We start from the raw sequence: 13226 nt of genomic DNA on the forward strand, positions 1-13226 counted from the left end.
TTCCCTATCTGCGGGATCACTGGCGCGTGAGACGATGGTGAGGTTGTGGCGCAGACCACAATGTGGGATTTTCCTGTCAGTCCACATAATGGACCTGGTTGTCCAGTCAATGGACTGCGGGAACTATTATTGAACTCTCGAATAATCCATCGCCGGCAGTGCGCTCAGGCACCGTCCGGCGTGAACGAAAGCTGCTACTACATGTCTTCCACTGCACCCTCCAAGGAAGGTGAGTCAACGAAGCCAGTGAACTCGCGGGGCCGGGTGATCTTCGCCAGCCTGATCGGTACGACGATCGAGTTCTACGACTTCTACGCTTACGCGACCGCGTCGGTCCTCGTCTTCCCGAAGCTCTTCTTCCCCGATGCCACTGACATCAACGCACTGCTTAGTGCCTTCGCGATCTTCGGCGTTGCCTTCTTCGCACGCCCCATCGGCGCCGTGGTCTTCGGACACTTCGGTGACAAGATCGGCCGCAAGGGAACCCTGGTCGCTTCTCTGCTGACCATGGGTATCGCCACCTTCCTCATTGGCCTTCTCCCCGAGGCTTCGTTGCCGGGCTGGGCAATCATGGCGCCGGTCCTGCTGGTGGTCCTGCGCTTCTTCCAGGGCCTGGCCCTGGGCGGCGAATGGTCCGGCGCGGCCTTGCTCGCCACCGAGAATGCGCCTGAAGGCAAGCGCGCCATCTACGGCACCTTCCCGCAGTTGGGCGCTCCCATCGGCTTCATCATTGCCAACGTGATTTTCATCTGGATGAACGTTGCCCTGACCCCGGAACAGTTCCTGGCCTGGGGCTGGCGCGTGCCGTTCCTCCTGAGTGCCGTCCTGGTGATCGTGGGCCTGTACGTCCGCCTCAAGCTCGTGGAGAGCGCATCCTTCACCAAGGTGATCCAGCAGGACAAGATCCAGAAGCTTCCCCTGGGTGCCACGTTCAAGAACCACTGGCGCCCCGTTGTTGCCGGTACCTTCATCATGTTCGCTACTTACGTGCTCTTCTACATCATGACCACGTTCACCCTGTCCTACGGCACCAAGCCCACGCTGGCCGGTGCGCAGGCAGCAGCCGAGAAGGCCGGCAAGCCCATGACGGCAGACCAGATCTCTGCATTTGTTCCGGGCCTCGGCATCTCCCGCTCGGACTTCCTGTGGATGCTCATCATCGGCGTTGTCTTCTTCGGTATCTTTACCGTGGTTTCCGGTCCGCTGGCCGAAAAGTGGGGCCGCCGGAAGTTCCTGCTCGGCGTCACGGCAGGAATCTTCGTCTTCGGTGCGCTCTGGTTCACCATGTTCGGCCCGGGCCAGGCAGCTGCGATGGTCGGCCTGATCGTCGGCTTCACGCTCATGGGCCTCACGTTCGGACCCATGGCGGCCATCCTGCCGGAGCTGTTCCCGGCCAACGTCCGCTACACGGGTTCGGCGGTTGCCTACAACCTCTCGTCCATGATTGGTGCGGCTCCGGCTTCCTTTGTTGCGATTGCCCTGTGGTCTGCAGCCAACGGAAGCACTTGGCTGGTGGGCGTCTACATGGCGGTCGCCGCCGTGATCACCTTCGTCGCGCTTTGGCTGACGCGCGAAACCAAGGACACGGACTACGAGAACAACGTAGCCTGAGTACCTCTTAACGACGTCGGCCCCGCACCAAACGGTGCGGGGCCGGCGTCGTTATGGCGTATGTGCTGCTAGTCCTCGATGGTGGCGATGACAGCGCCTGCTGCCACGGTCTCACCCGCCGAGGCGGTCAGGCCGCGGACCGTGCCGGCCTTGTGTGCCGTGAGGGGCTGCTCCATCTTCATGGCTTCGAGCACCACAATCAGGTCGCCTTCGGCCACCACGTCGCCGTCGGCCGCCGCGATCTTGACGATGGTGCCCTGCATCGGGGACGTCAGGGCGTTGCCACCTGCAGCAGCTGCCGTGGCCCCTGCCGAGCGGGAGCGCTTCTTCGACTTGCCCGCCTTGGCGCCGGCTCCGCTGGAGACGGCCGAGACGCCGGCACCCAGGCCGGACGGCAGGACAACCTCAAGGCGCTTGCCGCCTACCTCGACGACGACGCGCTGGCGCTCACCGGCGTCGGATGCGTCTGCTCCGGTGCCGGTGGGCGCCCAAGCGGGGATGTTGTTGACGAACTCGGTTTCGATCCAGCGGGTGTGGACCTTGAAGGGGCCTTCAGCCGGGGCGAAATCGGGGTCGGTGACCACGGCGAGGTCGAAGGGGATGACGGTGGGGATGCCGTCCACTACCATCTCTTCGAGGGCCCGGCGGGAACGCTGGAGGGCCTGCTCGCGGCTGGAACCGGTGACGATGAGCTTGGAGAGCATCGAGTCGAAGTTGCCGCTGATGACGTCACCCTGTTCCACGCCGGAGTCCACGCGGATGCCGGGGCCGGTGGGGTTCTTCAACGTGCTGATGGTGCCGGGTGCGGGCATGAAGTTGCGGCCCGGGTCTTCGCCGGTGATACGGAATTCGAAGGAGTGGCCGCGGACCTCGGGGTCGTCATAGCCAAGGGCTTCTCCGCGGGCGATGCGGAACTGCTCGCGGACCAGGTCGATGCCCGTGACTTCCTCGGAAACACAGTGCTCCACCTGGAGGCGGGTGTTGACCTCGAGGAAGGAGATGGTGCCGTCCTGGCCCACCAGGAACTCGCAGGTTCCGGCGCCGAGGTAGTTGGCTTCCTTCAGGATGGCCTTGGACGACTCGTAGAGGCGCTTGTTCTGCTCTTCGCTCAGGTACGGCGCCGGGGCCTCTTCCACGAGCTTCTGGTTGCGGCGCTGGAGCGAGCAGTCGCGGGTGGAGACCACAACCACGTTGCCGTAGGCGTCGGCGAGGCATTGGGTTTCGACGTGGCGCGGGGAGTCCAGGAAGCGCTCAATGAAGCACTCGCCACGGCCGAAGGCTGCAACGGCTTCGCGGACTGCGGATTCGTAGAGCTCCGGGATCTCTTCCATGGTCCGGGCCACCTTGATGCCGCGCCCACCGCCGCCGAACGCAGCCTTGATGGCAACGGGAAGTCCGAATTCCTCGGCGAACTTGAGGATCTCGTCGGCGTCCTGGACGGGGTCGGCGGTGCCTGGAACCAGGGGAGCGCCCACCTTTTCGGCGATGTGGCGGGCCTGGACCTTGTCGCCCAGTGCCGAGATGGCTGCCGGGGAAGGGCCGATCCAGTTGATGCCGGCTTCGATCACCTTGGCGGCGAACTCGGCGTTTTCGGCCAGGAAGCCGTAGCCGGGGTGGATACCGTCGGCACCGGACTGCTTGGCGACGTCGATGATCTTGTCCATCACCAGGTACGACTCCGCTGCCGTGTTGCCACCGAGGGCGTAGGCCTCGTCAGCGAGGCGAACGTGCAGGGCGTCACGGTCCGGGTCGGCGTAGACGGCTACGGAGGCAATGCCTTCGTCCCGGGCGGCTCGGATGATGCGGACCGCGATCTCGCCGCGGTTGGCAATCAAGACCTTGGTGAGAGGGCTGGAAATGGGCTGCGCCGGGTTAGCTGACAAGTTGTTGACTCCTTCTGTCCTTCAGGGAGCCTAGCGCGATTGTGAGGGTTCCGCCCATATTGATGGGGGATTCCGTGTGTGAAGCGCCGTTCCTTTGTAGGGTTGCTACAAACTGCCTACTGTGCCTGCGTTGCCCACAGTTCCGTGACGCTGACGTTGGCGTGGACCAGCAGATCGCGGAGGGTTGAGATGGAAAGCCCGACGACGGCGTGCGGGTCGCCGTCCACCTTGCGGATGAAGGCCCCGCCCAGGCCGTCAATGGTGAAAGATCCCGCGCAGTGCAGGGGTTCGCCAGTGGCAATGTAGGCGTCGATCTCGTCCTCGGACATCTCGGCGAAGTGCACTTCCGCACTGGAGACGGCACCCAAGGTGGCGCCCGTGCCCTCGGCGGTCTCGTCGTCGTCGACGTCAACTGCGGTGTCCCGGCAGTCAACCAGCCAGTGGCCCGTGTGGAGCACGCCCTTGGAGCCGCTCATGCGCAGCATCCGCTGCTTTGCGACTTCGGCCGTGTACGGCTTGCCATGCGATTCACCGTCGAATTCGAACACCGAGTCGCAGCCGATCACCAGGGCGCCTTCCGTCTCGGGCAGCGACGCGACTGCCTCGGCTTTGGCGCGGGCCAACAACAGTGCGGTGTCGTGGGCATCCGTCACGCCGTAGCGTGCCTGGACCGCGTCCTCGTCGACGTCCGACACCAGGACGTCATGCTCAATGCCCGCTTCGGTGAGGAGCTTGGTGCGGGCAGGGGACTGGGAAGCGAGGATCAATCGGGTCACACCCCCAAGCCTATACGGACCCTCTCTCACCAAACTGCCCCTTCCCGCCGACGCTCTCTCACCTTTTGGCCCCTTAACGCCCGATGCTCTCTCGCTTGCCTGAAGCAAGTGAGAGAGCATCGGGTTGAAGGTGCGGTTTCGTGAGAGAGCGTCGGGTTGAAGGTGCGGTTTCGTGAGAGAGCGTCGGGCTAGTGGACGAGTTCGCTTGAGCTCGCCGAAGTGCGGTCGCTGCGGGTCAGCTTGGCACCCTCGACGTCCACGTCCGGGAGGATCCGCTGGAGCCACTTCGGCAGCCACCAGGCCTTCTCACCGAGGAGGTACATGATGGCCGGGACGATCGTCATGCGGACAACGAACGCGTCGATCAGCACACCGAACGCCATGGCGAAGCCGAGCGGCCGGACCATGGTCAGGTGGCTGAAGATGAAGCCGGAGAACACACTCACCATGATGATCGCAGCGGCCGTGACCACCGCGGCAGCGTGGCTGAAGCCCGTGCGGACGGCGTGCTTCGCGGACTCGCCATGCATGAACGATTCCCGCATGCCCGAGGTGATGAACACTTGGTAATCCATGGCCAGGCCGAACAGCACGCCGATCAGGATGATCGGCAGGAAGCTCAGGACGGCGCCAGGGTTGGCGACGTCGAACACGCTTCCCAGCCAACCCCACTGGTACACGGCCACGACGGCGCCGAACGCGGCGGCGAGCGAGAGCAGGAACCCGCCGGTTGCCAGCAGCGGAACCACGATGGAGCGGAACACCAGGAGCAGCAGGATCAGGGACAGTCCGACGACGATCGCCAGGTAGGGCGGCAAGGCCGCGCCAAGCTTGGCCGAGACATCGATGTTGCCCGCGGTCTGACCTGTCAGGCCGATGGTGACACCTGTTTGATCGCGGATTTCCATGCCCTTGTCGCGGAGTTCGGAGACCACCTTGACGGTGCTCGCGCTGGCCGGGCCCTCCTTCGGGATGACCTGGAAGACGGCTGTCCGGTAGTCGTCGCTGATGGCCACGGGCACCGCGGCGGTGACGTTTTCAACACTTCGCAGCTTGTCGGCGACGTCGTACTGCTTGTTTTTGGCGTCGTTCTCGTTGAGCCCTTCGGGGAACTCTCCGACCACGATGATCGGTCCGGTCATGCCTTCGCCGAAGCTGCTCCGGGTGAGGTCATACGCCTTGAACGCCTGCGAGTCCACCGGTTCCGATCCGCCGTCGGGCAGTGCCAGCCGCAGTTGGGATGCCGGCAGCGCAAGCGCGCCGAGCAGCACGATGCTGGCTACCAGAGATACCCACGGGTGGCGCGTCACGAGCCCGCCCCAGCCGCGCGTGCTGCGCTTCTCCTCGAGGGCGCGGTCGACGGCCTCGTGGCCCGGTTCGGCATTGTGCTTTGCGGCCTTGGCCCAAGCGCGCTTGGAGATGAGTCGCCGCCCGATCAGCGAAAGGATGGCGGGCGTCAGGGTCAAAGCGACGACGACGGCGACGGCCACTGTCGCTGCGGCAGCAACACCCATGACGGCCAGGAACGGCAGTCCCGGCACGACCAAGGCGGCCAGGGCGATGATGACCGTGAGGCCTGCGAACAGCACGGCGTTGCCTGACGTACCGGTGGCGAGGGCTGCGGATTCCTCGCCGTCCATGCCTGCGAGGAGCTGGTTGCGGTGGCGGTTCACGATGAACAGCGAGTAGTCGATGCCGACGGCCAGGCCCAGCATCAGGGCGAGCATCGGGGAGATGGAGCTCATGTCGATTACGCCGGTCAGCGCAAACGTTCCGCCAACGCCCACAGCCACACCGATCAACGCCATGATCAGCGGGAGGCCTGCCGCGATGAGGGTGCCGAGCATGAGGATCAGGACGAGCGCTGCGACTGCGACGCCCACGATTTCCGCGATGCCGAAGATCTGCGACACATCTTCGGTGATTTCCTTGCTCGCGTAGGCCGTGACGCCTGCCGACGAGACCTCATGGACGATGTCCTGCACCTGCTGGCGCACGGCGGGCGAGACCGCGTTAATGGAGGTCTTGAACTGGACCTGCGCGATGGCCGCCTTGTTGTCACTGGAAACGAACCTGAGGCCATCGGACGCTTCAGCCTGCCGCTTCGCGAGGGCCAGCGTAGTGGCGCCATCGGCAGCTTCCTTGGTTCCGGCGTCGAGCTTTTCCTTGCCGGCAGCGAGTTCCGCGCGTCGCGGTGCCAGCTGCGCCTCAATCTGCGCGGGCGAGAGGCCGGAAGTGGCCAGTTGCTGTTCCGCGCCAGCAAGCTGGGCTTCCCCGGCTTCGAGCTGGGCGCGGGAAGCATCCAACTGGGCTTGTCCCGCAGCTGCCTTGGCTTCGCCGTCGGCGATCTGGGTGGCTGCGGAATCCAACTGTTCCTGCGTGGTGAAGGGGTTCACCGTTCCCTGCACGTCGGGCAGGGTCTTGAGCTTGTCAAGGGCCGCGGCGACGGCGTCTTTGCCAGCCTGCGTGAAGCCGGAATCGCCGGCGTCGAAAACCACGCTGGCGGAACCGCCCGAGGCGGCGGGTAGGGCAGCCTTCAGCTTGTCCGCCATCTTCTGGGTCTCGGTGCCGGGGATGGTGAAGTTGTTGGACATGGTGCCGTGGAACGCAGCGGCGGAACCGCCCACGGCCACCAGGACGGCCAGCCACAGGGAAATGACCAACCAGCGGCGGCGATACGAAAACTTGCCAAGACGGTAGAGAAGGGAAGCCATGTCAGGACCGATCTGTGGTGGAAGGAACGGAGGGTTTGGTGTCTGGGCTCAGGGACGCCAACGACGACGGCGCGAAGCCGGCTCCCAGCAGCCCCATCGCATCGATGAGGTGCTGGCGAAGGACTGCGAGCGATTCGGGGGAGAGGTCCGGTCCGCGTTCGGCGAACCAGACGGTCATGGCCGCTTTGCCGCAGGAAATGACGGAGCCGGCCAGGGCGTGAAGGTAGAGCTCACTGACGTCTTCACCGAGCCTGCAGCGGGCAGCATCGATGATTTGTCCGGTGCAGTGCTCCCAGGCTTCGAGCTCCGAACGTGCCAGGGAACGGTTGTCCTGGGTCAGGCTGAACAGTTCCGCCATCGGTGCGACGGACATCGGGTCGGCGAGGGCCATGAGGGCTGCCTGGGCTGATTCGAGGATGGTTTCGTCGCTGGGCCGCAGTTTGAACTGCTCCAAGGCACGGTCCATGAAGCCGTCGGCAACCGATGACAGGGCTGCCTCAAGGCTTGGGAAGTAGTTGAAAAAGGTCCGGCGGGACACTCCGGCGCTGGCCGCAATGTCCTCGACGGTGAAGTTGCCAGGGCCATTGGTGCGCAGCAGATCAAGGGCCGCTGCGGCGATGGAACTGCGGGTAGCTGCCTTGTTGAGTTCGCGGCGTGAGGGGGCGGTCGCCGCCGGGTTGGTTGGGGTCACGTACTTACACTAAGTGCAACTTTGCACTCTGCGCAATTTGATTCGGGATTTGCGCGTTTTGGATCTGATCCGGCCCTCTCAAGCGGGCGGCGGGAGTTGGGGACCTAAAATGTCAGACCCCTCTGGAAGGGTGGATGTATGGACGGGATTCGGGCTCAGGGTGACGGTGCGGCGCTGGTGCGCATGGCGGCTGTCCCGGCCGCGGACGTGGCCCGCGATCTCATTGAGCAGTTGCGCGTACTGGAAGATATGAAGTCCGCCATCTCCGGACTGCAGGCCAAGATCGCAGTGGCATTCGACCAAGCACAGCGGCAGGTACAGGCCGACATGGGCGTCCCCGCTTCGGAGCGCGGCAGGGGAGTCGCCGCGCAGATTGCGTTGGCGCGGCGCGAGTCGCCCAACCGAGGTTCACGATTGTTGGGGCTGGCCAAGGCGCTGGTGACCGAGATGCCACGAACCATGGCCGCCCTGGACTCAGGGCAGCTCAACGAATGGCGTGCCACGCTGCTGGTCAAGGAGACTGCATGCCTCTCCGCTGAAGACAGGTGCGCTGTGGACGAAGAGCTCGCTGCAGACAAGGGGACCTTTGAAGGGGTTGGGGACCGTTCGATCGTCGCCGTAGCCAAGGCCGCCGCCTACCGCCGCGATCCTCGTTCGGTGACGCAGCGGGCAGCGCGGGCGGCCTCGGAACGTCATGTGGGCCTGCGGCCAGCTCCCGACACGATGGCCATCCTCACTGCACTCCTCCCTGTGGCCCAAGGTGTAGCCGCTTACAAGGCATTGAGGGAATCGGCGGATTCGGCTCGTTCGGCAGGTGATGAACGCTCGCGGGGACAGGTCATGGCGGACACCCTTGTTGAACGGCTCACTGGCACGCCGGGTGGCGTGGGCAAGATCGAGCTCCAGCTCGTCATGACAGACCGCACCCTCTTCCAGGGTGATTCCGAACCCGCACGATTGTCCGGGTACGGGATCGTCCCAGGCGGTTGGGCAAGGGAGTTGGTCAGTCTGGCCGATCAAGCGCGCCTTGAACCCTGCAGACCACCACATGCTTCGGCGCCTGCCGATCCGGCCTTTGACGTATATCTCCGTCGCCTCTTCACCGCCCCAGCCACCGCGGAACTCGTAGCCATGGATTCCAAAGCCAGGCTGTTCCCGGGTGGGATGCGGCGATTCATCGAGGCCAGGGACGCCATGTGCCGCACGCCCTACTGCGACGCCCCCATCCGGCATATCGACCACATCGTTTCATGGAGCTCGGGCGGTCCCACCAGTCTTCACAACGGCGCCGGGCTGTGCGAGCAGTGCAACCACACGAAGGAAAGCCCCGGCTGGACGTCGAAGACCCTGCCTAGTGGCTCAAACGTGCACCAAATTGACGTGCAGACCCCAACGGGCCACACGTACCGCTCCAAAGCACCGCCCTTGCCGGGGCACCGCTCCGGCTGCGCCTGCTAGTACTGCGGCTGTCCGGGGAACTGCTGACCCGGCTGGGATGGGCCCGGCTGTGGGGGCATGGGCTGCTGCGGCGAGCTCTGCTGGCCGGACGCCTGCTGCCCCGCTCCCTGCTGCGGCTGCTTGGTCAGGTAAACCGACTGCCCCGTAGCGCCAGGCTCGCCCTCGCCCAAAGGCAGCACGTAGACGGCCGTTCCGTATGCACACACTTCGGTCCAGTTGGTGCCCATCTCGGAGGTGTCGAAACGCATGGCGACGATCGCGTTCGCGCCGCGCTGTTGTGCCTCGTTGACCATGCGGGCCATGACTTCCTGGCGGCTTTCGTACAGGGCCCGGGTCATCTCGGGCAATTCGCCGCCGCCCAAGGAACGGAAGCCGGCGAGCATTTGCGATCCGATGTCACGCGAGCGGACGGTGAGGCCCATGACTTCGCCGAAAACGGCGTCGATCCGATGGCCGGGAATCTCATTGGAAGTAACGATCAGCATGAACCAGAGCCTACTCAGTAATCAGCCTTAAATGGCGCAATCCCCCGGGGAGATCTCCCCAGGGGATTGCGATGCGAAGCGGCTTGTTAGCTCTTGGCGTCGGCCAATTCGCGCTCTTCGTCCTTGGCTGCAGCCGCGTCGGCTGCGTATTCATCGGCGAAGGCTGCACCGTTGCGTGGTGCGTTGTAGAGGGATTCGTCCAGGATGCCCTGGCGCTTGGCCACGATCGCGGGGACCAGGGCCTGGCCAGCCACGTTGACGGCGGTGCGGCCCATGTCCAGGATGGGGTCGATTGCCAGCAGGAGCCCGACGCCGGCCAGCGGCAGTCCCAGCGTGGACAGGGTCAGCGTCAGCATGACGACGGCGCCCGTGGTGCCTGCAGTTGCTGCGGAACCGAGGACCGAGACCAGGACAATGAGCAGGTACTGGCTGAAGTCCAGGTTGATGCCGAAGAACTGTGCCACGAAGATCGCTGCAACAGCCGGGTAGATCGCGGCGCAACCGTCCATCTTGGTGGTGGCGCCGAGCGGCACGGCGAAGGAGGCGTAGCCGGACGGAACGCCGAGGTTGCGCTCGGTAACGCGCTGCGTGAGCGGCAGCGTGCCAATGGAGGAGCGGGAAACGAAGGCGAGCTGAACGGCCGGCCACACACCGGAGAAGTATTGCTTGATGGAGAGCCCGTGGGAGCGGACCAGGATCGGGTAGAGCACGAACAGCACCAGTGCCAGGCCGATGTAGATGGCCACTGTGAACTTGCCGAGGGAGCCGATGGTGTCCCATCCGTAGATGGCAACGGCGTTGCCGATCAGGCCGATGGTGCCGAGGGGGGCTACCCGGATGATCCACCAGAGGACCTTCTGGATGACGGCCAGGGCGGAGGCGTTGAACGTCAGGAAGGCTTCGGCCTGCTTGCCCACCTTCAAGGCGGCAACACCGACGGCGATGGCAACTACGAGGATCTGGAGCACGTTGAAGCTCACTGATGTGCTGACGGTCGTGGCGGTGTTGGCGGCTTCAGTGACGGTGGAGTTCGCACCCAGTCCGAGGAAGTTCTTGGGGAACAGTCCAATCAGGAAGGCCCACCAGTCGCCCGTCTTGCCGGCGTATTCAGCCTTCTGCGTGATGCCGGTGGCCGCGCCGGGCTGCAGCAGGACGCCCAGGCCGATGCCGATAAGCACAGACACGAGGGACGTGATGGCGAACCAGAGCAACGTGTTCCAGGCGAGGCGCGCGGCGTTGGAGACCTGGCGCAGGTTCGCGATGGAGCTCACCACGGCGGTGAAGATCAAAGGAACGACGGCGGTCTGAAGCAGCGAGACGTAGCTGGAACCGATCGTCGACAGGGTAGCGCCCAGACCGTTGGGGGCGGTTTTGGTGCTTCCTGTGTACTTGGCGATGAGGCCAAGGACCAGTCCGATGATGAGGGCGGCGATGATCTGGACGCCAAAGGAGCCGGCCCACTTGGGGAGCCGGAAACCGGACTTGCCGGATGCGGGAGTGATGGTATTTGAGGTGCTCACCGGAACACGGTAGGTGCTTCGCAAATAACATAGCGAACGGACGTTTAGAAATGTTACGTGCGCAAAAGTTATTCCGTGTGCGTTTGTGACGTTGCTCTCCGATGAGCACCTCAACTCAGCCCAGCAACGCCTTTCGCAGCACGTCCAGGCCCACCGAGCCTATGTTGAGGGCTTTGCTGTGGAAGGACTTGAGGTCGAAGTCGTCGCGGGCTTCAAGTTCGGTGCGGATTTGTTCCCACAGGCGCTGGCCCACTTTGTACGAGGGGGCCTGCCCAGGCCAGCCGAGGTAACGGGTGAACTCGAACTGCAGTTGGCCTTCGCTGATGTCGAGGTTGGCTTTGAGGAAGTCAAAGCCCTTCTCTGGCGTCCAGGTTCCGGTGCCCCAACGCTCGGGGACGGGGAGTTCCAAATGGACGCCGATATCGAACACCACGCGGGCCGCACGCATTCGCTGCCCGTCGAGCATGCCCATGTGGTCGCCCGGGTCCTTCAGGTACCCCAGCTCCAGCATCAGTTGCTCGGCGTAGAGTGCCCAGCCTTCGCCATGACCGGATACCCAGCAGACGTTGCGGCGCCAGTTGTTCAGCAACTCGCGGCGGTAAGTTGCCGTCGCCACCTGCAAGTGGTGCCCCGGGACGCCTTCATGGAAAACGGTGGTGGTTTCGGACCAAGTAGTGAAGGTGTCTTCACCGGCAGGGACGGACCACCACATGCGGCCGGGCCGGGAGAAGTCGTCCGACGGCCCCGTGTAGTAAATCCCGCCCTCGTCAGTGGGCGCGATCATGCACTCGAGGGTCTTCATGACGTCGGGGATGTCGAAGTGGACGTCGGCAAGCTCGGACACCGCCCGGTCGGAGAGTTCCTGCATCCATGCCCGCAATGCATCCGTGCCTTTGATCTGCCGGGCGGGATCGTTGTTGAGGATGCTCTTGGCCTCTTCGATGGAAGCGCCGGGCTTGATCTGGTTGGCCACCTTTTCCTGCTCGGCGATGAGCCGCTCGAGCTCCTGGACGCCCCAGGCGTAGGTTTCCTCCAGGTCCACACTGGCGCCGAGGAAGGACCGGGAGGCCAGTGCGTAGCGTTCCCGGCCCACGGCGTCCTTTTCGGGGGCGGCCGGGAGGAGCTCGTCCCGGAGGAAACTGCCCAACACACGGTACGCTTCCCGGGCGGCGGAGGCGCCGGCGTCGAGCTTTGCCTGGACCTCCGATGGCAGCGGTGAGCCGTTCACTGTCGCTTCGGCGGCGAGCTTCGCGAAGAAGCCATCCGCGGCCGCGTACCGCCCGGTCTGCTCGATGACGATCCGGACCTGGCGTGCAGCGGCTACCTTGCCGTCGGCGGCACCGGCGCGCAATGACGAGATGTAGCCGTCGATGGCCCCCGGCACGTTGGCTGCACGTCCTGCGATGTGTCCCCACTGCTCCACGGTGTCGGTGGGCATGAGGTCGAAAATGGCGCGGATGTCCTGGGCCGGCGAGGCGATGTTGTTGAGGTCTGCCGCGTCCCACCCCGACTCGTGGATCTCAAGCTCCAGGCCGAGCCGCTCGCGCATGGCGTCGAGGGTGACGGCGTCCACGTCATCGGAAGGCTCGAGGCCTGCCAGGGCATCCAAGGCCAACCTTGTGGCCTCCGCGTGGGCCTCGGCCCCGGCAGGCGAGTAGTCCTGATACTCGGTCTCGTGTCCCGGCAAACCCAGCGTGGTGGCGAAGCTGGGATTGAGTTCGATCAGCTTTTCTGTGTACGCGTCAGCTACGGCGTCGATTGCGGACTTGGCTCGTACAGGCGTGTTTGCAGTAGTCACCCGAAGAGCCTAACCGTGACGAACGCCACGTGAAAGGGTTGTTGAACTTATTCGCAGCGTGCCGCGGCGAATCAGCCGCGGCTGCGCCGCCAGGCGCCGGGACCCGGAGTGGGATCCAGGCGCAACTGCTGGCGGCGCACCCAGTGGCGCACGTTCGGCTTGGCGGCCGGTTCGGGCGTCTGGGGTACACCAACGGAAGCAACGACGGCGGCAAGCGCCGCGAGCTCTTCGGGCGTGGGATCTCCCTTGACCACGGAGAACATGGGCAGCGCCGGCTCGCTGGCCGGTAC

10 protein-coding genes are annotated in these 13226 nt (G+C 64.6%); 2 read left to right on the forward strand and 8 right to left on the reverse strand.

The window, feature by feature from the left end:
* Nucleotides 1–201 precede the first annotated feature (201 nt).
* Nucleotides 202–1611 (forward strand): MFS transporter, encoded by a 1410-nt coding sequence (locus tag ACFVSJ_RS01585; protein WP_387433571.1) that lies wholly within the window; start codon nt 202–204, stop codon nt 1609–1611.
* A 68-nt stretch (nt 1612–1679) separates the two neighbouring features.
* Here ACFVSJ_RS01585 and ACFVSJ_RS01590 read toward each other — a convergent pair whose 3' ends face one another.
* The 4 genes from ACFVSJ_RS01590 to ACFVSJ_RS01605 all read right to left on the reverse strand — a co-directional run bounded on the left by ACFVSJ_RS01590 (nt 1680) and on the right by ACFVSJ_RS01605 (nt 7675).
* Nucleotides 1680–3494 carry an acetyl/propionyl/methylcrotonyl-CoA carboxylase subunit alpha gene (locus ACFVSJ_RS01590; protein ID WP_387433574.1) on the reverse strand — a complete coding sequence of 605 codons (1815 nt, stop codon included), beginning with the start codon at nt 3492–3494 and terminating at the stop codon, nt 1680–1682.
* A 116-nt stretch (nt 3495–3610) separates the two neighbouring features.
* Nucleotides 3611–4270: a Maf family protein gene (locus ACFVSJ_RS01595; RefSeq protein ID WP_387433576.1), complete on the reverse strand. Its 660-nt coding sequence runs from the start codon at nt 4268–4270 to the stop codon at nt 3611–3613.
* 188 nt (nt 4271–4458) lie between these two features.
* Nucleotides 4459–6984: an MMPL family transporter gene (locus ACFVSJ_RS01600; RefSeq protein WP_387433577.1), complete on the reverse strand. Its 2526-nt coding sequence runs from the start codon at nt 6982–6984 to the stop codon at nt 4459–4461.
* Between the two features lies 1 nt (nt 6985).
* Complete coding sequence (locus ACFVSJ_RS01605; RefSeq protein WP_387433579.1) at nt 6986–7675, reverse strand: TetR family transcriptional regulator; 690 nt, start codon at nt 7673–7675, stop codon at nt 6986–6988.
* A 183-nt stretch (nt 7676–7858) separates the two neighbouring features.
* Between ACFVSJ_RS01605 and ACFVSJ_RS01610 the strand changes: the two genes are divergently transcribed.
* Entirely contained in the window at nt 7859–9133 is a 1275-nt protein-coding gene (locus ACFVSJ_RS01610) for a DUF222 domain-containing protein (protein ID WP_387434157.1), read from the forward strand.
* Here the strand turns inward: ACFVSJ_RS01610 and ACFVSJ_RS01615 are convergent.
* The 4 genes from ACFVSJ_RS01615 to ACFVSJ_RS01630 form a co-directional block, all read right to left on the reverse strand.
* Entirely contained in the window at nt 9130–9618 is a 489-nt protein-coding gene (locus ACFVSJ_RS01615) for a YbjQ family protein (RefSeq protein ID WP_387433582.1), read from the reverse strand. The two genes, ACFVSJ_RS01610 and ACFVSJ_RS01615, sit on opposite strands and share 4 nt — an antisense overlap.
* Before the next feature lie 86 nt (nt 9619–9704).
* Nucleotides 9705–11138 (reverse strand): dicarboxylate/amino acid:cation symporter, encoded by a 1434-nt coding sequence (locus tag ACFVSJ_RS01620; protein WP_387433583.1) that lies wholly within the window; start codon nt 11136–11138, stop codon nt 9705–9707.
* Nucleotides 11139–11253: 115 nt separating this feature from the next.
* A complete protein-coding gene (locus tag ACFVSJ_RS01625; protein WP_387433586.1) occupies nt 11254–12936 on the reverse strand; it encodes a DUF885 domain-containing protein in 1683 nt (560 codons plus the stop codon).
* A gap of 71 nt (nt 12937–13007) precedes the next feature.
* A complete protein-coding gene (locus ACFVSJ_RS01630) occupies nt 13008–13199 on the reverse strand; it encodes an acyl-CoA carboxylase epsilon subunit (protein WP_387434159.1) in 192 nt (63 codons plus the stop codon).
* Nucleotides 13200–13226: the final 27 nt, after the last annotated feature.

Source organism: Paenarthrobacter sp. NPDC058040 (assembly GCF_042885775.1).
Taxonomy (GTDB): Bacteria; Actinomycetota; Actinomycetes; order Actinomycetales; family Micrococcaceae; genus Arthrobacter.